At 73.4% G+C, this 22,435-nt stretch carries 17 protein-coding genes; 6 read left to right on the forward strand and 11 right to left on the reverse strand.

Going from position 1 to position 22,435, the window contains the following annotated elements; genetic code table 11:
- Nucleotides 1–102 precede the first annotated feature (102 nt).
- Complete coding sequence (locus tag OO63_RS02585; RefSeq protein WP_397622170.1) at nt 103–1,620, forward strand: glycoside hydrolase family 5 protein; 1,518 nt, start codon at nt 103–105, stop codon at nt 1,618–1,620.
- Between the two features lie 91 nt (nt 1,621–1,711).
- Here OO63_RS02585 and OO63_RS02590 read toward each other — a convergent pair whose 3' ends face one another.
- The 3 genes from OO63_RS02590 to OO63_RS02600 all read right to left on the reverse strand — a co-directional run bounded on the left by OO63_RS02590 (nt 1,712) and on the right by OO63_RS02600 (nt 3,053).
- A complete protein-coding gene (locus tag OO63_RS02590) occupies nt 1,712–1,900 on the reverse strand; it encodes a DUF4236 domain-containing protein (protein ID WP_033263707.1) in 189 nt (62 codons plus the stop codon).
- A 133-nt stretch (nt 1,901–2,033) separates the two neighbouring features.
- Nucleotides 2,034–2,561, reverse strand: a complete 528-nt coding sequence (locus tag OO63_RS02595; RefSeq protein WP_030356838.1) for a hypothetical protein — start codon at nt 2,559–2,561, stop codon at nt 2,034–2,036.
- 168 nt (nt 2,562–2,729) lie between these two features.
- Nucleotides 2,730–3,053 (reverse strand): hypothetical protein, encoded by a 324-nt coding sequence (locus tag OO63_RS02600; RefSeq protein WP_030356837.1) that lies wholly within the window; start codon nt 3,051–3,053, stop codon nt 2,730–2,732.
- A 188-nt stretch (nt 3,054–3,241) separates the two neighbouring features.
- On the opposite strand from OO63_RS02600, the gene OO63_RS02605 reads away from it, so the two are divergent.
- Nucleotides 3,242–3,718 (forward strand): GNAT family N-acetyltransferase, encoded by a 477-nt coding sequence (locus OO63_RS02605; protein WP_030356836.1) that lies wholly within the window; start codon nt 3,242–3,244, stop codon nt 3,716–3,718.
- Nucleotides 3,719–3,769: 51 nt separating this feature from the next.
- Nucleotides 3,770–4,087 carry a YqfO family protein gene (locus OO63_RS02610; protein ID WP_030356835.1) on the forward strand — a complete coding sequence of 106 codons (318 nt, stop codon included), beginning with the start codon at nt 3,770–3,772 and terminating at the stop codon, nt 4,085–4,087.
- Nucleotides 4,088–4,093: 6 nt separating this feature from the next.
- On the opposite strand, the gene OO63_RS02615 is transcribed toward OO63_RS02610, so the two are convergent.
- The 6 genes from OO63_RS02615 to OO63_RS02640 form a co-directional block, all read right to left on the reverse strand.
- Nucleotides 4,094–4,834, reverse strand: a complete 741-nt coding sequence (locus OO63_RS02615) for a Sir2 family NAD-dependent protein deacetylase (RefSeq protein ID WP_030356834.1) — start codon at nt 4,832–4,834, stop codon at nt 4,094–4,096.
- Between the two features lie 131 nt (nt 4,835–4,965).
- Complete coding sequence (locus OO63_RS02620; RefSeq protein WP_030356833.1) at nt 4,966–5,850, reverse strand: fructosamine kinase family protein; 885 nt, start codon at nt 5,848–5,850, stop codon at nt 4,966–4,968.
- A gap of 90 nt (nt 5,851–5,940) precedes the next feature.
- Complete coding sequence (locus OO63_RS02625; RefSeq protein ID WP_030356832.1) at nt 5,941–7,113, reverse strand: 4-hydroxybenzoate 3-monooxygenase; 1,173 nt, start codon at nt 7,111–7,113, stop codon at nt 5,941–5,943.
- A 193-nt stretch (nt 7,114–7,306) separates the two neighbouring features.
- The gene (locus OO63_RS02630; RefSeq protein ID WP_234311049.1) at nt 7,307–8,029 is read right to left on the reverse strand and encodes an AraC family transcriptional regulator; all 723 of its coding nucleotides are present in this window, start codon (nt 8,027–8,029) and stop codon (nt 7,307–7,309) included.
- A gap of 110 nt (nt 8,030–8,139) precedes the next feature.
- Nucleotides 8,140–9,021, reverse strand: coding sequence for a class I SAM-dependent methyltransferase (locus tag OO63_RS02635; RefSeq protein WP_030356830.1), 882 nt, complete (start codon nt 9,019–9,021; stop codon nt 8,140–8,142).
- Between the two features lie 112 nt (nt 9,022–9,133).
- Entirely contained in the window at nt 9,134–9,733 is a 600-nt protein-coding gene (locus tag OO63_RS02640) for an XRE family transcriptional regulator (RefSeq protein WP_030356829.1), read from the reverse strand.
- A gap of 144 nt (nt 9,734–9,877) precedes the next feature.
- Between OO63_RS02640 and OO63_RS02645 the strand changes: the two genes are divergently transcribed.
- Nucleotides 9,878–11,473: an MFS transporter gene (locus tag OO63_RS02645; protein ID WP_030356828.1), complete on the forward strand. Its 1,596-nt coding sequence runs from the start codon at nt 9,878–9,880 to the stop codon at nt 11,471–11,473.
- 311 nt (nt 11,474–11,784) lie between these two features.
- Here the strand turns inward: OO63_RS02645 and OO63_RS02650 are convergent, their stop codons facing one another.
- Nucleotides 11,785–12,585 carry an ABC transporter ATP-binding protein gene (locus OO63_RS02650; protein WP_030356827.1) on the reverse strand — a complete coding sequence of 267 codons (801 nt, stop codon included), beginning with the start codon at nt 12,583–12,585 and terminating at the stop codon, nt 11,785–11,787.
- A gap of 151 nt (nt 12,586–12,736) precedes the next feature.
- On the opposite strand from OO63_RS02650, the gene OO63_RS02655 reads away from it, so the two are divergent.
- Nucleotides 12,737–13,738 (forward strand): ABC transporter substrate-binding protein, encoded by a 1,002-nt coding sequence (locus OO63_RS02655; protein WP_030356826.1) that lies wholly within the window; start codon nt 12,737–12,739, stop codon nt 13,736–13,738.
- Nucleotides 13,739–13,781: 43 nt separating this feature from the next.
- Here OO63_RS02655 and OO63_RS02660 read toward each other — a convergent pair whose 3' ends face one another.
- The gene (locus OO63_RS02660) at nt 13,782–14,972 is read right to left on the reverse strand and encodes a M20 family metallopeptidase (RefSeq protein ID WP_030356825.1); all 1,191 of its coding nucleotides are present in this window, start codon (nt 14,970–14,972) and stop codon (nt 13,782–13,784) included.
- A 123-nt stretch (nt 14,973–15,095) separates the two neighbouring features.
- Here OO63_RS02660 and OO63_RS02665 point away from each other — a divergent pair, with 123 nt between their 5' ends.
- A complete protein-coding gene (locus tag OO63_RS02665; protein ID WP_030356824.1) occupies nt 15,096–22,430 on the forward strand; it encodes an amino acid adenylation domain-containing protein in 7,335 nt (2,444 codons plus the stop codon).
- Nucleotides 22,431–22,435: the final 5 nt, after the last annotated feature.

Consider the following 22,435-nt stretch of genomic DNA (forward strand, 5'->3'; position numbering starts at 1 on the left):
GTACGGCGAGCCAGGACTCCCTGTGCCTGGCGACGGCCAGACGCAGGACCGGCTGGATCAGGGTGGTCCGATACGGAGGTGCGCGTCGTAGGCTCGTGCGCCATGGGTGAACCCTCGTGCGTCCTGGGGATGAGTCCGCGCGTCCTGGGCGGGCGCCGCACGCACCGCCTGGGCCTGATGGCCCTGGTCGTGTTGATCGTCGGCGCGCTGCTGGGCGCGGGCATGGCACCAAAAGCCCCGGACAGGGCGGACGGGCACGGTGATTCACCTCGCGTGACGCGCAAGGGAGAGGGAGCCGCGGTCCGGACAGCCGACGGCATCCCCCGCCTCACCGACGACCGCGGCCGCACTCTCACCCTCCGCGGCTGGAACGTCGAGGACAAGCAGCACACCGGTGATGACGCCCTCAGCGCCATCACCGAACGGCACTTCGCCGATCTGCGCGCCCGCGGCTTCAACTTCGCCCGCCTCCTTGTCTTCTGGGACGACCTGGAGCCGCGGCGCGGCCAGTACAGCGAGTCGTACCTGCGCAAGATCCGGCGGATCCTCGGCTGGGCGCACCGGCACGGGATCCACGTCGTCATCGACGCCCACCAGGACGTGTTCGGGCCCGCGTTCGGCCACCGCGGCATCCCGGAGTGGGCGACCCGCACCGACGGTCTGCCCTTCACCCCGCACCCCGACGACTGGTTCTCCGAGTACTTCGAGCCCGCCGTCCAGCGCGCCTTCACCCACCTCTACGAGGACGCGGACCTGCGGCGCGCCCAGGAACGCATGTGGCGCCTGCTGGCCGACCGCTTCGGCACGCACCCCGCGGTCCTCGGCTACGACTTGATCAACGAGCCGATGGGGGAGCTGCGTGCGGGCGAGGACCTGGCGAGTGCCGCCCGCCGCATCGAGGCCACGCACCTCACCCCGATGTACAACCGCCTCGCCGACGCGATCCGCACCCGGGACCGCTCGAACTGGCTGTTCGTCGAGCCGACCCCGATCGTCGGCGAAGGCGTGCCCACCGGCCTCGGCCGCGTCCACGACCAACGGGTGGTGTACGCCCCGCACTTCTACAACACCGCCATGGAGGCGGGCGCCGACTACGACCCCGCCGCGGGCTGGATCACGGCGTACGAGAACGCCGTCACCGCCTACCCCCGCGAGCAGTCGATCCCGGTCGTCGTGGGGGAGTGGGGCCCGCTCAACAGCGGCCTGCCGAACATGCGCCGCTTCCACGACGAAGCGCTCGCCTCCTTCACCCGCTACTCGTCGGGGTGGGCGGCCTACGTCTGGTGCTACGGCGGCGGCTACTGCGCCCTCGACCCCGAAGGACGCTTCCGTACGAACAAGGAGCGCACCGCCACGCCGTACGCCCCCGCGGTCGCGGGCACCGTGCGGGCCGAGGGCCACGACACGGAACGCGGCACGTACCGCCTCGCCTATCGGGCGGCCGAGCGGCCGGGCGTCAGTGTGCTGTCCCTGCCGCCGAGCACCACCGGCTGGCGGATCACGGTGTCGGGCCGCGAGGCGTGGGTCAGCGCGCGGAACGTGCCGCCCGGGCGGGCGCGGCAGGTGTGGGTGGGGGCGCCCGGCGGTACCGACGTGGTCGTGACGGTACGGCCGGGCTGAGAAGGGCGCGGCGGGAGCGGGCTCCCGGCGGTGACGCCTTCCCCCGCGCGGTGGCGCCCGCTCTCATTCTCCCGCGCGGTGGCGCCCGCTCTCAGTGGCGGTGGTGGTCGCGCCGGACGTGGATCGACCCCGGCAGGTTCAACGACGACGAACGCCGTCCGTCGGAGTTGATGGTGTGGTGCCCGCGCCTTCCGCCCACCGTGATCGACCACTTGCGGCCGTTGATGTGCACGCGGACGCCCGGCAGGACCCGGAACGACTTGCGGAACGTGATGGACATGGTCGACTCCTCGAACTCCCATGACCGGCCGGGGACTTGGCCCCGGGCCGGTGCATACCCCGTCCCGAACACCCTCGCGCACGCCCCCCGGCCCGAGTGACTCCCGGCCCATCCCGTAGCCAGGCCGTGACAATCAGTACTGTCCGTCGACGGGAATCCAGCCGGACCAGGTCTCGGGCTGGTAGAACTTGCCGTTGCCGCCGTCGTAGCGCATGACCCGCAGGCGCACTTTCCCGTTCTCGCTGTAGTCCTTGTTGCAGGTCGCCCAGGTGTCCGCGCCGAGCTTGTTGATGCAGACCGCGGCGGGCCGTCCGTAGTCGGTGTAGACCCCGATGGCCGCGGACATGCCGTCCTTCTCCGTGTCGCGGGCCCAGACGATGTCGCCGCTGTGCTGGAAGCAGCCCCGGGCGCCGTAGGCGGCGGTCGTTCCGAGGCACGCGGCGGACGCGGCGGCGGCCCGCGGTGCACCGGCCGCGGCCGGGGCGGCGGTGCCGGGCTCCGGGGTGACCCCGTCGAGGATCTCCACATCCGCCGGCATCTGCACTTCCTGGAGGCCGCCCGGCGACTCCTCGGCCAGTGCCGGCGCCGCGGTGACGACCGAGACGGCTAGCGCCGACGCGCCCGCGAGAACGCTCAACCTCACACGCCAGTTCGCACCCATGAACCGCTACCCCCGACCCCTGACCCCGGATCGGGGTCACTGCTTCAATTGTGAACGAGATGTGAGGTTAATGGATCTTCGTAGGCGGGGGAAGGGGATTCTGGTGTGCGAGAAGCCGCGCACTCGCGGCGGTCGGTCGGGACCGCGAGGTGACCTGCCGCCCCGCACTCACCGCGTGACGGGCGCCCCGGTGGCCGGCTCGCCCTCGATGGTCTCGGAGAACGACACGTCGAGAGCGCACTTCTCCGGGATCTCGGCCGCGGAGACCGCGCACTCCGTGACGTCCCGCCCCTCGGTCCTCGGCCCGCCCGCCTGGGCCTTGCCCGTCTCGACGCGGCCCTTGAAGTCGTCCGCGGCGGCGGGCTTCTCGGGGGCGGACGGGCTCGTGGGTCGACCGGTGTCCGCGGCGTCCGACGAGGACGAACAGGCCGCTGCGCCGGCCGTGGCGCACAGGACGAGTGCGGCCGAGGCCACGACGGTACGAACACGCATCAAGATCCCCCTACGCGGACGCTCAGGCATCCGGGTCGTCAGTTGATCCACCATGCCACACCTGTGCGCAATCCCGGTCTGTGAGACTGGTGTTGAGGCGCGTTCGCCGTGAGTCCGGCGTGTTTCCTGTGGCGGAGCGCACCAGATCAGTAATACCTGAAATGCCGACGCGCCCCTATACTTCCTGCATGGGATCGACGATCATCAGACGTGCCGTCGCGCAGGACGCGGAGCGCCTCACAGCGCTGGTCCAGGGGGCCGACGCCTACCGGGGGACGTACGCCTCCATCATCTCCGACTACCGCGTCACCGCCGACTACATCGCCCGGCACCAGGTCTTCGTGGCCGTCGACACGGACGGGCAGGTGCTCGGCTTCTACGCCCTGGTCCTTGATCCCGCGGAGCTGGACCTGATCTTCGTGGCGGACGCGGCCCAGGGGAGGGGGATCGGCCGCCTCCTGGTCGCCCACATGACCGAGCAGGCGGGGCACGCCGGACTGAGTGACGTCCGTGTGGTCTCGCACCCCCCGGCCGAGAAGTTCTACCGACGCCTGGGCGCCGAGCGGGTGGGCACGGTGGCCCCGTCGCCGCCGAAGGTCGCCTGGGAGCGCCCGGAGCTGCGGTTCGTCATCGGTCGACGAGACGCGGCGGCGGCTCCCGTGTGACCGAGCCCGCCGGGTGAACGTGCTGGTCGGGCGAGTTGTTAGGGTCCCGGCATGAAGCGGCTGAAGATCGAGATATCCGTCCCCGAGAGCCACGCGGAGGCCGTGATCGAGGCTCTCCACGCGGCGGGTGCGGGACGCGTCGGCGAGTACGCGCGGTGTTCCAGCGTGTGGAAGGTGACCGGCAACTGGCAGGCGCTGCCCGGCTCGCGGCCGTACGACGGCGATGTGGGCGTCGTCCAGCACAGCGAGGAGTGCCGGATCGAATCGGTCTGCGAGCTGGACCGGGCCGCCGCCGTCCAGCAGGCAGTCCGCGAGGCGCATCCGTACGAGGAAGCGGTCATCCACTTCCTGCCCCTCTACGAGCCGTAGGCCGCTCTAGGGCCTGTCCGATGGGTCGGTGATCCGCCCCAGGAGCGCGGGCAGCGCTGTCCCGATCGGTTCGCGTACGACCTCGTCGGCCTGGTCGTCGTACGGAGTCGGCTCGGCGTTGACGATGATCAGGCGGGCGCCGTGCTCGGCGGCGCGGCCCGCGAGAGCCGCGGCGGGCTGCACCTGGAGGGTGGTGCCGACCGCGATGAACACGTCGCAGGCCTCGGCGATGGCCACGGCCTGGCCGAGGACCGCCGGGTCCAGGCGCTCGCCGAACATCACCGTCGCGGACTTGAGGATGCCGCCGCACTCCAGACACGGCGGATCGCTCTCGCCCGCCTCGACACGAGCCAGCGCGTCCGTCATCGGGCCGCGCGCCCCGCACGCCGTGCACATCACCGTGCGGGCGGTGCCGTGCAGCTCCAGGACCTTGCGGTCGGGCATCCCGGCCAGCTGGTGAAGCCCGTCCACGTTCTGCGTGATGACGCGCACCGGCACCCCGGAGCGCTCCAGGGCGGTCACAGCGTGGTGCGCCACGTTGGGCTCCGCCTGGAGGGTCCGATTGGCGCGCCGCATCTGCCACGAACGCCGCCTGATCTCCGGGTCACCCATGTAGTACTCGTACGTCACGAGCTTCTCGGCCTCGGGGTCGCGCCGCCACAGGCCCTGAGGCCCGCGGTAGTCCGGGATGCCGGAGTCCGTGGAGATGCCGGCTCCGCTGAGAAGAGCGATGAGGGGCTTGCTCATGGCGTCGAGCCTAGGCCGGTGATCCCGGTCCGGGCCACGGGATTTGCGGGGACGGGGGTGTGTCCCGGTGTACGGCGACATCCTGCGCCTGATGCGGCCGCCCGATCCGGTGACCACGCGGCCAGGGCGGGTCAGTTCCTGAGGGCGGCCCGCGCCGCCGCGACGGCCTGCTCGGCGTAGCCCCGGCCGAACAGCACAGCGTGCACCAGGAGAGGGAAGAGCTGGTGCACGCCGACGCGCTCGCGCCAGCCGTCGGCGAGCGGTGCCGCCTGCTGATAGCCGTCCCGTACGTCGTCGAGGTGCGGGCAGCCGAACAGGTCGAGCATGGCGAGGTCGGTCTCCCGGTGGCCGCCGTGCGCGGCCGGGTCGATCAGCCAGGCCTGCCCGTCGGCGCCCCACAGGACGTTGCCGTGCCACAGGTCGCCGTGCAGCCGGGCGGGCGGCTCGGCGGGCCCGGCGAGTTCGGGCAGCCGCGCGCAGACCCGCTCGACCACGTCCGCCTCGGCGGGGCGCACCGTGCCGTCGTTGACGGCGCGCCGCAGGTAGGGGAGCACGCGGTGCTCGGCGTACCAGCGCGGCCAGTCGTCGCCGGTGACGTTCCGCATGGGGGCGAGTCCGATGTACGCGTCCTCGGTGCCGTCGGGCGGCGGCGCGCCGAACGCGGACGCGCCGCAGGCGTGCAGGGCCGCCAGGTCGCGGCCCAAGCGGATGGCCGCTCGGGCGGAGGGCGTGCCCGGCGGGACGCGGTCGGTCACCAGCCAGCGCCGGTCGTGCCCGCGCACGGACGGGATCCGCACCGTGCCGGACGCGGCAAGCCAGCGCAGCCCGGCCGCCTCGGCCCGCACCGCGCCCGGCGCGTCGGCACGCTTGACGACGACCGACTGCCCGCCGTCGAGGGTGACTTCGGTGAGCGCGCCGGAGAGCGGATGCTGTCCGGTCGCGGCGCGTCCGGTGAGGCGGGCGGCCGCGGCCGCCGGGCTCTCGGCCGGGTGGTCGGGCTCGGCTCGGGGTGTCACCTCGTCGGTTCCCTTCTGGTGCGGGCGAGTCGGGGGCGGAGTGGGCCGGGGGGCCGGGCCGTGGTTCCGGCGGGGTCCGGCCCCTCTGACCTACGCGGCCGGGTGAGGAGCTGTCAGTGGCTCCAGCATGGTCTCCAGTTCCTTGCGGGCGATCTGCTTGCGGAACTCTCCTTCGTAGGTGGGATCGCCGGAGTCATGCATCGTCTGGGTGATACGGACCGCGGACGCCTGGCGTTCCCACGTGTGGTGGAGACAGGTGTCGGAGTAGTCGTCGAGCAGGCTCGGGTCATTCTTCTGTACCTGCCGGACGATCGCGCGGGCGAGGACGTCGGCGTCGTGGAGGGCAAGGCTCATGCCTTCCGCGCTCATCGGGGAGATGAGGTGGGCGGCGTCCCCGAGCAGGTGGAGCCGACCGTGGCTCATGGGGCTGAACACCACTCCGCGCAGCGGCACGACCTGCTTGCTCGTGATCGGGCCCCGGTGTTCCACGGGCCCGCCGAAGCGCTTCTCCAGTTCGCTCCAGACCCGCTCGTCGGGCCACTGCTCGACGGTGTCGGACAGCGGGCACTGGAGGTAGAGACGGCTCGTGTTCGGCCCGCGCGTGATCTGCGCGGCGAAACCGCGCGTGTGCACGGCCAGCAGGGCCGGCGGGTCCGCAGGCACCTCCGCCAGCACCGTCAGCCAGGCGTAGCCGAACTCATGGCTGGAGCAGGTGAGGACGTCCTCGGGGACGGCCGTTCGGCTGACGCCGCGGTAACCGTCGGCACCGGCGACGAAGTCGCACGTGACCGTCCGCGTCGAGCCGTCCGGCTCCCGGTAGCGAACCAGCGGCTGCTCGGTGCCGATGTCCCGCAGCGACACGTCCTCGGCCCCGAAGCGCAGGTCGCCGCCGTCGCGCAGGAAGATCCTGATCAGATTGCGGACGAGGACCTGCTGCGGACAGAACACCCCGTCGCTGTCGTCCTCGTCGTCATCGCCCCTCTTCCACCACCGCTGTGCTCCGTCGACCAGCAGGGGCACACCCGCGTCGGAGTCACCCTGGCTGTGGCCCTCCACGGCCTCGCCCAGCCCCCACTCGTCCAGCACACCCACACCGCCGGCATCGAGGGCCCCGGCGCGCTGCCGCTGCTCCACGTGGGTACGACTGTGCTTTTCGAGTACGACGCACCCGATCCCCTTCCGCAGGAGAAAATTGCCCAGGGCGAGGCCGGCGACCCCGCCCCCTACGATCACAACGGTCGTGTCCTTGCCGGTTCCGGTCATGGTTGCTCGAACTCCTCGCAGAAAAGGGGGCCGCACGCACCAGCGCGTGGACGGCCGTGCCGCCCTGGTGGCGCGGCGCACTGCCACCACTCTGGAACCCGACGCCCGCGCCACCAACCGGCACATGGACACGCGATACCGAAAACCCGCCAACAGTGCGGTTCGACGTGCGGCGCCCCCTCGGCGGCGACCGCTACGGCACCGCGGAGCTGCCGCGCAGGTCCGTCCGGTAGCTGCCCGGGGTCTGGCCCACGACCTCGTTGAAGGCGTCGATGAAGCTGGACGGGTTCGACCACCCGCACGCCATCGCCGTATCGGTGACGGACATGCCCTCGGCCAGGTGGGCCAGCGCGTGGTGGATGCGCAAGATGGTGCGCCAGCGGTGGAAGCTCATGCCGAGCTCGCTGTGGAACAGCCGGCTCAGGGTCCGCTCGCTGGCTCCCGCGACGCGTCCGAGTTCGGCCAGGGTCGCGGGCCTGGCGGGGTCGGTGTGCAGGAGGCCGGTGACCGCACGGAGCCGGTCATCGGCCCCTTCGGGCAGGTGCAGGGACTGCTCCGGGGTGTCGGACAGCTCGTCGATGACCACGGTGAGGAGGCGCCGGTGGGCGCCGGAACGCTTCTCGGGCCGGTCGCCGGTCAGGGTCAGGACGGCCTCCCGCAGCAGCGGGCTGACGGCGAACACGCTGGGGTGGTCGAGGAGTTCGCCGCACAGCTCGAGCGGCACGGTCAGCAGCCGCGCGTCGGTGCGGCCGTAGAAGCGATGGGAGTGGGCGAAGCCGGGCGGTGTCCACGTCACGCGGTTGGCGGGGGCCACCCAGGTGCCGCGCTCCGTCGTGGTGGCCAGCGTCCCGGCTGCCGCGTAGACGAGTTGGCCCGCCGTGTGCGTGTGCGGGGCCATCGAGTAGCCGTGCGGCATCCACCCCGCTCCGCTGGGCATGTGCTGCGGAGCTGAGGACCCCGGCGAGGGTTGGCGGCTTTTCGGCATCAGGCGTCAGCGTAGCGGCGGTTGTGCGCGAGGGCGCGGAGTCACGACGCGGCCGGGATCCAGGCGCGGCGGGCTGCCCAGACGGTGCGCTCGGTGCGTACGGAGAGGTCGTCGCGGCGCAGGATGCTGTACGGGCTTGCGGTGTCGAGCAGTTCGTCGAGTGCGGCGAGGTCCTTGGGGCCGAGCGCCGGTGCGGCGGCGCCGCGGACGCGCTGGAGACTGCCGTGGGCGTAGCGGCCGATGGCTTCGCCGCGGTCGCCCGGGATGTCGACGGCGATGGTGCGCTCGTCCTCGACGGTGAACCCGGCGGCGGAGAGCATCGGCCCCCAGTCGGCGCCGCGGTGCGGGACGTGCTCGGCGTGGAAGCCGTCGGTCGCCCGGTGGCAGCGTTCTTCGAGGCCGGGCCGGTGCTCGGGGGCGTCGGCCGGCAGGAAGCGGGGGAAGCCGTCCAGCTCGACGACGGCGAACAGGCCACCCGGGGCGAGCAGGTCGTGGACGCGGGCCAGGGCCCGGTCGGGGCGGGCCATGTGGTGCATCGAGGCCGAGGCCCACACCAGGTCCGGCGTCCCGAGGTCGGGCCAGTCGGCGGCGTCGAGGTCGGCCTGCACGGTGCGCACGCGCTCCGCCACGCCACGGGCGCAGGCCTTCTCGCGCAGGTGCTGCAGATGCCCGGCCGCGGTGTCGACGGCGGTGACATGCGCCTCGGGGAAGCGCTCCAGGAGTGCGAAGGTGCCCGCCCCCGTGCCGCAGCCCAGATCCACGATCCGGCGCGGCGCGGCCCGCAGCGGCAGCCAGGCCGTGATGAACGCGATGTGCTCGGCGAGTACCTCGGCGTCCAGGTCGAGGATCTCCGCCTGGCCGTCGTCGTGCGCCGGGTGGTGGCCGCCTTCGCCGTGAGGGGGGTGCTGAGGGGTCCGGGTCATGGCGACACCGTAGGACGCTCATGCGTCCACGGCACGGCTTCTTGCCGTCTGCGCAAGGAAGTCGCCGCTCCTGCTGCCCGTCACGCAAGATCCCGCGTGGGCTCCGGCGCCGTCACTCGTCGGAGGTCCGAGTGGCGCCTTCGGCCTCGGCGGTGTCGCGCTGGTGGCCGCGGCGGGCGTCGCGGTCGAAGATGCCCATGATCTCGCACGGCCCGCCCTCGGCGCCGATCGCGTGCGGCATCATCGTGGGGAACTCGGCCGCCTGGTTGGTCTCGACGCGGAACCGGCGATTGCCGAGCAGGAGGACGGCGGTGCCGGACAGGACCACGAGCCATTCGCGGCCGGGGTGGGCGCGCATGCGGGCGGGGTTGTCGGGCGGAGGGTCGGTCATCCGCTGACGCATCACGCTCATGCCGGGGTCGCCCTTGATGGGCCAGCGCATCAGACCGTGGGCGGCGTCGATCATCGGGCTGACGACGACGTCGTCGGCGGCGTTCTCCACCAGCTGGTCCAGGGTGGTGTCCAGGGCGCGGGCGAGCGTGACGAGCTGGTCCAGGGCGAGGCGTCGGTGGCCGTTCTCGATGCGGCTGAGCGAGGACTGGCTGAGGTTGGCGCGGGTGGCCAGTTCCTCCAGGGACCAGCCCTGGGCGACCCGCAGGGCGCGGATCCGTTTGCGTACGAGGCCGTCCAGCTGACCGTCTTCTTGCGTCATGGGCAACAGCGTATGCCTTGGCCGCAATGCGGGCCTACCGTCGGCCGCAGATGGCCCGGATCGGCGGGCCACGCACGTTCACCCCCTCACTGCGGCGACCGGCCCTGCTCCGGCGCTGATCCCGCATGCCCTCGGAAGGAAGACATGAGCACGCACCAGCCTCCCCAGGCGGCGGCACCGGCGAGCGGCACAGGCACGCCCGACGCGCGTCAGCTGCGCACGATCCTGATCGCCGTCTCCGTCGCGCTGATGGCCGTCATCGCGTCGGTGTCCGGCCTGAACGTCGCCCAGACCCAGATGGCGGTGGAGTTCGGCGCGTCGCAGAACACCGTTCTGTGGATCATCAACATCTACACCCTGTCCCTGGCCGCGCTGCTGCTGCCGCTCGGCGCCATCGGTGACCGGGTGGGCCGCAAGCCCATGCTGATCACCGGACTGACCGTCTTCGGCGCCGCCAGTGTCGTCGCGGGGCTGGCTCCGTCGGCCGGGGTGATGATTGCCGCGCGTGTGGCCGCGGGCGTGAGCGCTGCGATGATCATGCCGATCACGCTGGCCGTCATCACGAGCACGTTCCCCGCGGAGCAGCGCGGCAAGGCGATCGGCGTGTGGACCGGCGTCGCCGGGGGCGGCGGTGTCCTGGGGATGTTCCTGTCCGCGCTCCTGGTCGATGTCGCCGACTGGCGGCGGCTGTTCGTCCTGCCCGTGGTCCTGGTCGTCGTCGCTCTGGTGATGACGCTGAAGTCCGTGCCCAACTCCCGCCAGGACGCGGCTCATTCCTTCGACACCACGGGCGCCTCGCTGTCCGCCGCCGCCGTGATCGGCCTGATCTTCGTTCTGCAGGAGGGCCCCGAGCGCGGCTGGACCGCCCCGGTGACGCTGACCAGCCTGGCCGTCGGTGCCCTGGCCGCTGCCGGATTCGTGGCCTGGGAGCTGCGCCGCCGTGAAGCAGCGCTGCTTGACGTACGGCTGTTCCGTGAGCGCGGCCTGGCCGGGGGCTCGATCACGCTCCTGGTGGTCTTCGGGGTCCAGGCGGGTATCGCCGTGGTCCTCTTCCCGTTCTTCCAGGCCGTCCTCGGCTGGTCCGGGCTGCTGTCCACCGTGGCGATGATGCCCATGGCCGTCATGATGATGCTGGCGTCCGGCCTGGCCCCCAGGGTGGCCGCACGTGTCGGCGCCCGCTCCACCATGGCCGTGGGCGTCGCCCTGGCCATGCTCGGCCTGGTCCTGATGGCCGTGTTCGTCTCCGTCGACGGCGGATACCTGTCCGTCCTGGCCGGCCTGCTCGCCATGGGCGTCGGCATGGGCCTTTCGATGACCCCCTCGACCGAGGCCATCACCAACTCCCTGCCCCGCGCCGAGCAGGGCGTCGCCTCCGCACTGAACGACGTCACCCGCGAGTTCGGCACCGCCCTCGGTGTGGCCCTGCTCGGCGCCCTGCTGTCGGCGGGCTACCGCGGCGCCATCGACGACAGGCTCGACGGCATCCCCGAGGAGGCCGCGGACACCGCACGCGAAGGCGTCGCCAACGCCGTCGAGACGGCACCCGGCAGCGGCGCGCACTCCCAGGACCTCGTCCACGCCGCGCAGCAGTCCTTCGTCGACGGCTGGCAGCAGGCCATGTGGGCGGGCGTCGCCGTCATGGGTGTGCTGCTCGTCCACATCGGGCTGCGCGGCCCGAAGGGCCCGGCCCCCGCGACGTCGGACGACCCGGAGACCGCGGCGGCCGACGTCGTCGGGTGACCATGCGTCAACTACCTTCCCTGGCGGCCCGGTTGTGGCAGGCGGCCACTCTCGGCGCCGCCGCCGACCGCAGCCGGCCACTCACCCCGTCGGAACCAGCGGAACGATCGGGGCTCCCGGAACGATCGGTGCTCCCGGAACGATCGGGGCTCCCCGCACGATCAGGGTTCCCGGCACCATCGGGACTCTCGCCCCCGTCTAAGCGGTCTGGGTGAAGTCCTGTGCGGTACGCGCCCCGTAAGGGGCGCGGGGAACTGCGCGGCCGGCCCCCACCGGCCCGCAGGTGACGCACCGCACTTCCAGCGGAGCGCCTAGCGGCTGTCCCCGGCTGTGGCCGCCACCCGCGCGGTCGGCACCACGACCGGGGCGCCGTCGGACGGCGCGAAGAGGATCTCCGTGTCGATGCCGTACAACTCCCGGACCAGGTCCGCGTCGATGGTCGCGCGGGGCGGTCCCGACGCCACGACGCGGCCGTCGCGCATCGCGACGACGGTGTCCGCGTAGCGGGCCGCGGCGGCGAGGTCGTGCACGACCATGACGACGGTGCGGCCGCCCGCGGCGATGTCGCGCACCAGGTCGAGGACCTCCACGGCGTGGCCGATGTCGAGCGCGCTGGTCGGCTCGTCGAGCAGGACCACCGGGGTCTCCTGGGCCAGGACCATGGCCAGCCAGCAGCGTTGGCGCTGGCCGCCGGAGAGCTCGTCGAGGCGGCGCTCGGCGAGCGGGGTGGTGCCGGTGGCGTCCAGGGCCTTGGTCACGGCGTGTTCGTCCTCGCGGGACCACTGCCGGAACAGGCCCTGGTGCGGGTGGCGGCCGTAGCGTACGAGGCCCGCGACCGTGACGGCCTCGGGTGCCTGCGGGGACTGGGGGAGCAGGGCGATGCGGTGCGCCGCCTCGCGCTGGCGCAGCCGCCACACATCCGCACCGTCGGCGAGCACCCGCCCCGCATCCGGTGCGTGCAGCCGGGCCATCGTCCGCAACAGGGTCGACTTGCCGCAGCCGTTGGGGCCGACCACGGCCACCACCTGTCCGGATCCGATCGTGAGGTCGACCTGGTCGACCACGGTGCGGCCGGCGTATCCGGCGGTGACTCGCTCGACGCGCAGTTCCACTGTGTGCCTCGCCCTTTCCGGGGGATGAGGCAACCCCTTGCCTCGCAACTGTAAGGTAAGGCTAACCTTAGTCTCTGCGCCGTGGGGTGGCGCGGCCGGATGGCCGCGCGCGCCTCGGCCCAGTCATGTCCCATTGAACACGGAGCCTTCGATGAACCTGCCCCGCAGATCCCTTCCCCTCGTGCCGCGCCGCGCGGCGCAGGCAGTCGCAGCCCTCGGGGCGGCCGCGCTGCTCCTGACCGGATGCGGTTCCGACTCCGGCTCGGACAAGAAGGACTCCAAGGGCGCCTCGGCGGGCGAGGCCTCCGGCACCCGCACGGTGAAGGACGCCACGGGCCGCACCGTCAAGGTCCCCGCGCACCCCAAGCGCATCGTCACCCTGACCCAGGAGGACCTGGACGCGGTGCTCGCCCTCGGCATCGAGCCGGTCGGCATCACCAACGGCCAGGGCCTCGACAAGCCCCCGGCGTACCTGGCCGACAAGGTCAAGGACGTCGACGTCGTCGGCAATCTGCTCCAGCCCGTGATGGACAAGGTCGTCGCCGCCAAGCCCGACCTCATCCTGGCCGGTGACATGCAGGACGAGCAGGTCCTCAAGCAGCTCCGCGAGATCACCCCGGCCACCCTGGTCACGATGGCGCCCACCGACGAGTGGAAGCTCTCCTTCCGTGGCATCGGCAACGCCGTGAACAAGCTGGACAAGGCCAACAAGGTCATCGCCGACCACGAGTCCGCCGCGAAGGCCGCGGGCGCGAAGCTCGGCGCCAACAAGGGTGCCGAGGTGTCCATCGTCCGCTGGAACCCGGACGGCCCCAGCTGGATGGAGAAGAAGCAGTTCGCCAGCGGCGTCGCCCTGGAGATGGGCCTGAAGCGGCCCAAGACGCAGAACAAGGACGGCAACGCCCACACTCCGTCGCTGAGCCTGGAGAAGATCGACCAGATCGACGGCGACTGGCTGTTCCTCTCGACCCTGACGTCCGACGGCGAGAAGGCCCTGAAGGACGTTCAGTCCAAGCCCGCGTACAAGGAGCTGGGCGCCGTCAAGAAGAAGCACGTCGTGACCGTGAACGGGTCGGTCTGGTCCACCCGCGGCGGGCCGCTGGCCAGCGGTGTCGTGCTCAAGGACATCACCAAGGCGCTGTCCAAGTCCTGACGCCGGGACCGGGACCGGCCACCGGCCGGTCCCGATCCGCGCGTCACCGGCCGGGGGTCTCCCCGGCGGCACGGGCGAAGTCCACGGCCGTCCATGCCATCGCCGTCGCTCCGTCGACGAGTGCCCGTTCCCCCGCCGGGGAGATCGCCGCCTGCGCGAACTCCGGCTCGTGCGGCCCGCAGACGCCGCCGCTGATGTCGAGCACGGGGTGGATGGACGGCACGACGTGGGACACGTTGCCCATGTCGGTGCAGGCGAACGGCGGGCGCTCCACCGGCTCGGGGCGCCCGAGCGCCCGTGCGTTGCGCGTCCAGAGCTCGATCAGCGCGGGGTCGCCCCGGAAGTCCAGATAGTCCGGCTCGGGTCGCTCCAGCGTGACCTCGCAGCCCGTCGCGAGCGCCCCGGCGCGGAAGCAGTCCTCCACGCGGGCGCGCAGCTCGGCGAGGTCCTCGGCGGCCAGCGCCCGCAGTTCGTACGAGGCCGTCGCGCGGGCCGGGACCGCGTTGGGGCTCGTGCCCGCCTCCGTGGTGATGCCGTGCACCCGCCACTGCGGCGGCAGATGCTGGCGCAGCAGGCCGAGCGCGACCTGCGCGACGGTCAGGGCGTCGGCGGCGTTGCGGCCCTCGTGCGGATTGAGGCTGGGGTGCGCGGCGCGACCGGTGTACGTGACCGACAGCGTGCCGAGCGCGAACGACCGGAAGTCGGACATCTCGAACGGGCACGGGTGCACCATCATCGCCGCGTCCACCCCGTCGAACGCCCCGGCGTCGATCATCAGGGCCTTGCCCGCCCCGCGCTCCTCCGCCGGCGTACCGAGCACCCGTATCCGCAGGCCGAGTTCGTCGGCGAACGGGGCGAGCGCGAGGGCCGCGCCGACCCCGGCGGCGGCGATCAGGTTGTGGCCGCAGGCGTGGCCGAGGCCTGGCAGGGCGTCGTACTCGCAGACGAGCGCCACCGTCCGCGGACCCGGGCCGAGCGTCGCGGAGAATGCGGTGTCCAGGCCGTACGCGGGGGAGTCGACCGTGAATCCGGCTGCCGCCAGGGCCTCGGCGCACCAGGCGGCGGCGCGGTGCTCGGTGAAGGCCGTCTCCGGGTGGCCGTGGATGCGGCGGCTCAGGGCGATCAGGTCGTCGCGGTGTCCTTCGACGCCTTGCCGCACGGCGGACTTGAGGTCGTCGGGAGCGGTGGTGGCGCCTTGCGTCGCTGCGGCTTCGCCGTGGGTGGGGTGCGGCATCGGTCCTCTTCGGGTGCGGAGGCGGACGGAACGGTTCGCGTCATCGCCCCCGAAAACATAGCTTAGGCTTACCTAACTTCGCGCTGGTGGTCCGGTGCGCTCGATCCCCGAGGAGTTGTACGCATGCATCCGCGTCCGGACGACGTGTTCCCGCTGCTGACGCCGCAGGCCGGCATCCACTACGCGCGGCAACTGGACCCCGGCGGCGCCGCGTTCCACACCGCGGACCTCATGGAGATCCACGGCGCCCTGGACGAGGACCGGCTCGAGCGCGCCGTGCGCCGGACCGTCGCGGAGGCCGACACGCTCCGCCTGCGCGTGACCGAGGCGGACGGCGAGCCGCAGCAGTGGGTGCGGGAGGCGGCGTACGCGGCGCACCTGCCCGTGCACCGGCTCGACCTGCGCGCCGAGGACGGGCCCGAGGAAGTCGCCGACGCCTGGATCCGCGCCGACCTGGCCCGCCCCGCCGACGCGGGGGACGCGGCGGACGCCGGGGACGGCCACGGCCTGATGACCCAGGCCCTCATCCGGATCGCCGACGACCGCACCTGGTGGTACCAGCGCGTGCACCACATCGCCGTCGACGCCTACGCCCTCCAGCTCGTCGGCCGCCGCGTCGCCGAGCTGTACACCGCGTACACGGCCGACCCCGAAGCGCCCGCGCCCGCCTGCCGTTTCGCGCCCCTGCGGGAACTCGTCGAGGACGAGGCCCAGTACCTGGCGAGCGACCGCCTCGCCACCGACCGGGCCTTCTGGGCAGAGCGCATGGCGAACGCCCCCGCCCCCGTGACCCTCTCCGGCCGCCCCGCGACCGGCGCCACCGGCGAACTCCGCAAGGCGACGGCCGAACTGCCGGGCCTCGACCGGATCTCCGCCGCCGCCACCGCGGCCAAGGCCACCTGGGCGGAGCTGGTCGTGGCCGCCGCGGCCGCCCACCTGCACCGGATCACCGGCGCCCCCGAGGTCGTGCTCGGCCTGCCCGTCACCAACCGCCGCGGCCCCGCCGCCCTGCGCACCCCCGCCATGACGGTCAACGTCCTGCCGCTGCGCCTCGCCGTGCGCCCCCAGGACAGCGCCGCCGAACTGCTGCGCCGCGTCGTCCTGGAGATCCGCGCCGTGCGCCGCCACCAGCGCTACCCGCAGGCGGACCTGCGCCGGGACCTCGGCCTCGGCTCCGCCGCCACGCCCCTCACCGGCCCCATGGTCAACATCAAGCCGTTCAACGGCGACACCCTCGACTTCGCGGGCCTGCCCGGCACCGTGCGCAACCTCGCCGCAGGCCCCGTGGAGGACCTCGCGATCGGCGCGTGGCCCAGCCGCGACGGCGGCCTCGCCCTCAGCCTCGACGCCGCCGCCGACCGCTACGACACGGACGAACTCGCCCGCCACCAGGCCGCGTTCCAGCACCTCCTGCGCGCCCTCACCGACCAGCTCCTCGCCGACCCGCACCGCCCCCTCGCCGGCCTCGACCTGATGCCCGCCGACGACGTCCGCCGCGTGACGTCGGGCCGGACCGAGGAGCCCGCCACGACGACCGTGCCCGCCGCGTTCGCCGCGCAGGCCACCCGCACCCCCGACGCCGTCGCCGTGCGCTGCGGCGACCGGGCCCTGACCTTCGCCGAACTGGACGCCGCCGCCAACCGGCTCTCCCACGAACTGGCCGCCCGCGGCGTCACCGCCGAGACGCCCGTCGCCCTCGCCCTGCCGCGCGGCACCGACATGGTCGTCGCCCTGCTCGCCGTCCTCAAGGCGGGCGGCGTCTGCCAGCCCCTGGACCTCGGCCACCCCGCAGCCCGCACCCGCGCCGTCCTCGAGGACGCCCGGCCCGCGTGCGTCCTCGGCACGACCGGCACCCTCGCCGCACTGCCGCCGCACACCGTGCCCGAACTCGCCCTGGACGACGCCGAAGTGCGGGCCGCGCTCGCGGAGAGACCCGCCCTCGTCCCCGCGGCCGCGCCCGCCCCGGACAGCGCCGCCTACGTCATCCACACCTCAGGATCCACCGGCCGCCCCAAGGGCGTCGTCGTCACCCACGCCTCCCTGGCCAACCTCCTCGCGGGCCACGGCACCGACCACATCGCCCCGGCCGTCGCCCGCACCGGCCGCGGCCGCCTGCGCGTCGCGCACAGCGCCTCGTTCGCCTTCGACGCGTCCTGGGACCCCGTCCTGTGGATGGTCCACGGCCACGAACTGCACCTGCTCGACGACGTGACGTACCGCGACCCTGCGGCCCTCACCGCCTACGTCGACGCCCACCGCGTCGACTACCTCGACGTCACGCCCTCCTACGCGGAGGCGCTGATCGCCGACGGCCTGCTCGACGAGGGCAGGCACCACCCCGCCGTCCTCGTCGTCGGCGGCGAGACCGTCCCTGAGCCGCTGTGGCGACGCCTGTCCGCCGTCCCCGGCATGCATCCGCTCAACCTGTACGGGCCGACGGAGACCACCGTCGACGCCTACTACTGGACCGGAGCCGATGCCGACGGGCGGCCCGTGCGCGCAAGCCGCGCCTACGTCCTCGACTCCAGCCTGCGCCCCGCCCCCGACGGCGTGGCCGGTGAACTGTACGTCGCGGGCGCCTGCCTGGCCCGCGGCTACCTCGGACGGCCCGACCTGACGGCCGAGCGCTTCGTGGCGGACCCCTTCGGCGCGCCGGGCGGCCGCATGTACCGCACCGGGGACCTGGTGCGGCGGCGGGCCGACGGCACCCTGGAGTTCCTGGGGCGCACCGACGACCAGGTGAAGATCCGCGGTTTCCGGATCGAACTCGGTGAGATCCAGAGCGTCCTGGCCGCGCACCCCGACGTGGCGCAGGCCGCCGTCATCGCCCGGGACGGTGTCACGGGCAAGCGGCTGCTCGCGTACGCGGTGCCGCGCGCCGGTACGGGGGCGGACCCCCTGGTCGGCGTGGAATCCGTCGCCGGAGTGGATCCCGTCGCCGGTGCGGACTCCGCCACCGGAGGGGACCCCGTCGCCGGTGCGGACTCCGCCACCCGCGTCGACCCCGCCGCCCTGCGCGACCACCTGGCCGCCGTCCTCCCCGAGCACATGGTCCCCACGACCGTGACCCTCCTCGACGCGCTGCCGCGCACCGCCAACGACAAGCTCGACCACCGCGCCCTGCCCGAGCCGGAGACCCCCGCGGCGGGTACGGCCGACGCTCCGGCGGGCGCCGCCGATCCGCACACCGAGGTCATCCGGGTGCTCTTCGCGGACCTCCTCGGCATCGGCGACCCGGTCGCCCCAGACGCCGGGTTCCTCGACCTCGGCGGCCACTCGCTGCTCGCGGCCCGGCTCGCCGCCCGCATCAGGGAGACCTTCCACGCCGACGTCTCCCTCGCCGACGTCTTCCGCACCCCCACGCCCGCCGGGCTCGCGGCGCTCGTCCGGGCCCAGGAAGCCGAGAGCGCCGCGGGCGTTCCGGACCCGGACCCGGACACGGTCATCGCGCTTCCCCGCACCGGCGACCTGCCCCTGTCGCCCGCCCAGCAGCGGCTCTGGTTCCTGCACCGCCTCGAGGGTCCGAGCGCCACGTACAACATCCCGCTCGCCCTCAGCCTCGAAGGGCCCGTCGACCGGGACGCCCTCACGCTGGCCCTGCACGACCTGAGCGCGCGGCACGAGACGCTGCGGACCGTGTACCCGGTCGCGGACGGCGCCGCCGACGACCTGCCCTGCCAGCGGATCCTCGACCCGGACGACCCCGCGGCCCGACCGGTCCTGCACCTCGCCGCACCCGGCGACGACCTCGGCGGCGCCGTCCGCCACTGCTTCGACCTCGCCGCCGAACCCCCGCTGCGCGCGACGCTGTTCACCACGGGACCCGACCGGCACACGCTCCTGCTGCTCCTGCACCACATCGCCGGTGACGGCGCCTCCACCACGCCCCTCGCCCGGGACCTCGCCACGGCCTACGCGGCCCGGCTCGCGGGCGACGCCCCGCGGTTCGACCCGCTGCCCCTGCAGTACGCCGACCACGCAGCCCACCAGCAGCGCCTCCTCGGCCCCGCCCAGGCGCCGACGGCCCTCGCCGAACGGCACCTGGCGTACTGGAAGCAGGCCCTCGCCGGACTGCCCGACCAGCTGGAGCTGCCCGCCGACCGGCCCCGCCCGGCCGTCGCCTCGCACCGGGGCGACACCGTGCCCTTCCACCTCGACGAGGCCGCGCACACCGCCCTGACCCGGCTCGCCCGCGCCACCGGCGCCAGCGTGTTCATGACCGTGCAGGCCGGACTCGCCGCCTTGCTCACCCGGCACGGTTGCGGCACCGACATCCCCCTCGGCACGCCCGTCGCGGGCCGCGCCGACGACGCCACCGCCGACCTCGTCGGGTTCTTCACCAACACCGTCGTGCTGCGCACCGACACGTCGGGCGACCCGACGTTCCGCGACCTGCTGGAGCGGGTGCGCACCACCACCCTCGGCGCCCACGAACACGACGCGCTGCCCTTCGACCACCTCGTCGACGCGCTCAACCCGGCCCGCTCGCTGGCCCGCCACCCCCTCTTCCAGACCATGCTCGCCTGGCAGTCCGTCCCCGACACGGCCTTCGCGCTCGCCCCCGGCCTCAGCGCCCGCATGACCGCCGTGCCGTCCGGCACCGCCAAGTTCGACCTCACCCTCAACGCCGGGGAACGGCCCGGCGGCGGCATCGGCGGGTTCCTGGAATTCCGCACCGACCTCTTCGACCGCGCCACCGCCCAGGCGCTCGCCGACCGCCTCGCCCGGCTGCTCACCGCCGCCGCCGACGCCCCCGACACCCCGCTCGCCCTCCTTCCGCTGCTCAGCCCCGAGGAGCTGCGCCGCGCCCTGGTCGACGGCAACGCCCAGGCCCTGCCCGGCGGCCACGCCGAGCCCGCCACCCTCGCCGAGCGCTACGAGGAAGCCGCCCGCAGCCACCCCCACCGCATCGCCGTCAGCCACGACGGACAGCAGCTCACCTACGCCGAGCTCTCCGCCCGCGCCCACCGCCTGGCCCGGCTGCTCGCCGCCCGCTCCATCGGCCCCGGCTCGATCGTGGCCCTGGCCCTGCCCCGCTCGGCCGAACTCGTCACCGGGCTCCTCGCGGTGTCCCTGTCCGGCGCCGCGTACCTGCCGCTCGACCCGGACTACCCGGCGGAGCGCCTCGCGTACATGCTCGCCGACGCCCGGCCCGCCGCCGTCGTCACCGACACGGCCACCGTGCCCCGGCTGCCCGCCCACGACCTGCCGGTCCTCACCGTCGACGGCGACACCACCACCTCGTACGCGGACACACCGCTGCGCGACGAGGACCGCACCAGGCCCCTCGCCCCCGAGGACCCGGCGTACGTCATCTACACGTCAGGATCCACCGGCCGCCCCAAGGGTGTCGTGGTCTCGCACCACAACGTCACCCGGCTCCTGACCGCCACCGACCACTGGTTCGGCTTCGGCCCCGACGACGCCTGGACGCTGTTCCACTCCTACGCCTTCGACTTCTCCGTGTGGGAGCTGTGGGGCGCCCTCCTGTACGGCGGCAAGGTCGTCGTCGTACCGCACCTCACCAGCCGCGACCCGGGCGCCTTCCTGCGCCTGCTCGCCGAGGAACGCGTCACCGTCCTCAACCAGACACCGTCCGCCTTCTACCAGCTGGCCGCCGCCGACCGCGACGCGCCCGGCACCGGACTCGCCCTGCGCTACGTCGTGTTCGGCGGCGAGGCGCTGGAGCTCGGACGGCTCGCCGACTGGTACGACCGGCACGCCGAGGACGCGCCGACGCTGGTCAACATGTACGGCATCACCGAGACCACCGTGCACGTCACCCACTTCCCGCTCGACCGCGCCACGGCCGCCGCCGCGACCTCGTCCACCATCGGCGTCAACATCCCCGACCTGCGCGTGTACGTCCTGGACGACCGCCTCCAGCCGGTGCCGCCCGGCGTCACCGGGGAGATGTACGTCGCGGGCGAAGGCGTGGCCCTCGGCTACCTGGGACGGCCCGACCTGACGGCCACCCGGTTCGTGGCCGACCCCTACGCGCACCTCTTCGGCGCGCGCGGCAGCCGCATGTACCGCTCCGGCGACCTCGCCCGGCGCCGCGCCGACGGCACCCTGGAGTACTTCGGGCGCGCCGACCACCAGGTGAAGATCCGCGGCTTCCGCATCGAACTCGGGGAGATCGAGGCGGCCCTCGCCGCCCACCCGGACGTCGCGGACGCGGCCGTCGTCGTCCGCGAGGACACCCCCGGCGACAAGCGCCTCGTCGGCTACGCCGTGCCCGCCCCGGGAGCCTCCGGCACGGCGGTCGAGCTGCGCGAACACTGCGCCCGGCACCTGCCCGTCCACATGGTCCCCTCGGCCGTCGTGCTCCTGGACCGGCTGCCGCTGACCGGCAACGGCAAGCTCGACCGCAAGGCCCTGCCCGCGCCCGGCGCGCCCGCGGCCACCGGCGGCGGCCGGGCCCCGCGCACCCCGCGCGAGGAACAGCTCTGCGTGATCTTCGCCGACGTGCTCGGCCTCGAACGGGTCGGCGCCGAGGACAACTTCTTCGACCTCGGCGGGCACTCGCTGCTCGCCGTGCGCCTCGCCGCCCGCGTCCAGGCGGCGTTCGGCACCGACGTCTCCATCGGCACCGTGTTCCAGTCGCCCACCGTCGCCGCACTCGACGCCGTGCTCGACGCCGACCGCGAGGACGACCCCCTGGACGTCCTGCTGCCGCTGCGCCCGGCCGGGGACCGCGCCCCGCTGTACTGCGTGCACCCCGCGGGCGGGCTCAGCTGGTGCTACGCGGGCCTCATCCGGCACCTGCCGCCGGACGTGCCCGTCTACGGCCTCCAGGCCCAGGGCGTCGGCCCCGCGACGGCCGCCGAACCGCTGCCCGCCACCCTGGAGGAACTCGCCGCGCACTACGCGTCGCGCGTCCGCGAGGTCCAGCCCCACGGCCCCTACCGGCTCCTCGGCTGGTCCACCGGCGGCATCATCGCGCACGCGGTCGCGGCCCACCTCCAGGCCGCGGGCGAGGAGGTGCAGCTCCTCGCGATCCTCGACGCCTACCCGGCCGAGGGCTTCCGCGACCTGCCCGAGTCCGACCACGCCGAAGCCCTCGAATCGCTCCTGACGATGGGCGGTTACGGTCCCGACAGCCTGGAGGGCAAGGCACTGACGACGGCCAACGTCGTCGACGTGCTCCACCGCGAGAACAGCCCCCTCGCCGCGCTCTCCACCGCCACCATCGAAGCCCTCGCCGACACCTACCTCAACACCAACGACCTGGTACGGCGCTACGACCACCGCCGGTTCGACGGGGACGTCCTGTTCTTCCGGGCCACCGTCGACACCATCGACGACGCCCTGACGCCCGACACCTGGACGCCCTACGTGAGCGGACGCATCGACAACACCGATGTCGCCTGCTCCCACAAGGACATGACCCTGCCCGAGCCGATCGCGCACATCGCCCGCGTGGTCGCCGACCGCCTCACCGAGCTGGAGAAGTGACCCCC

The organism is Streptomyces alboflavus, assembly GCF_000716675.1.
Classification (GTDB): domain Bacteria; phylum Actinomycetota; class Actinomycetes; order Streptomycetales; family Streptomycetaceae; genus Streptomyces; species Streptomyces alboflavus.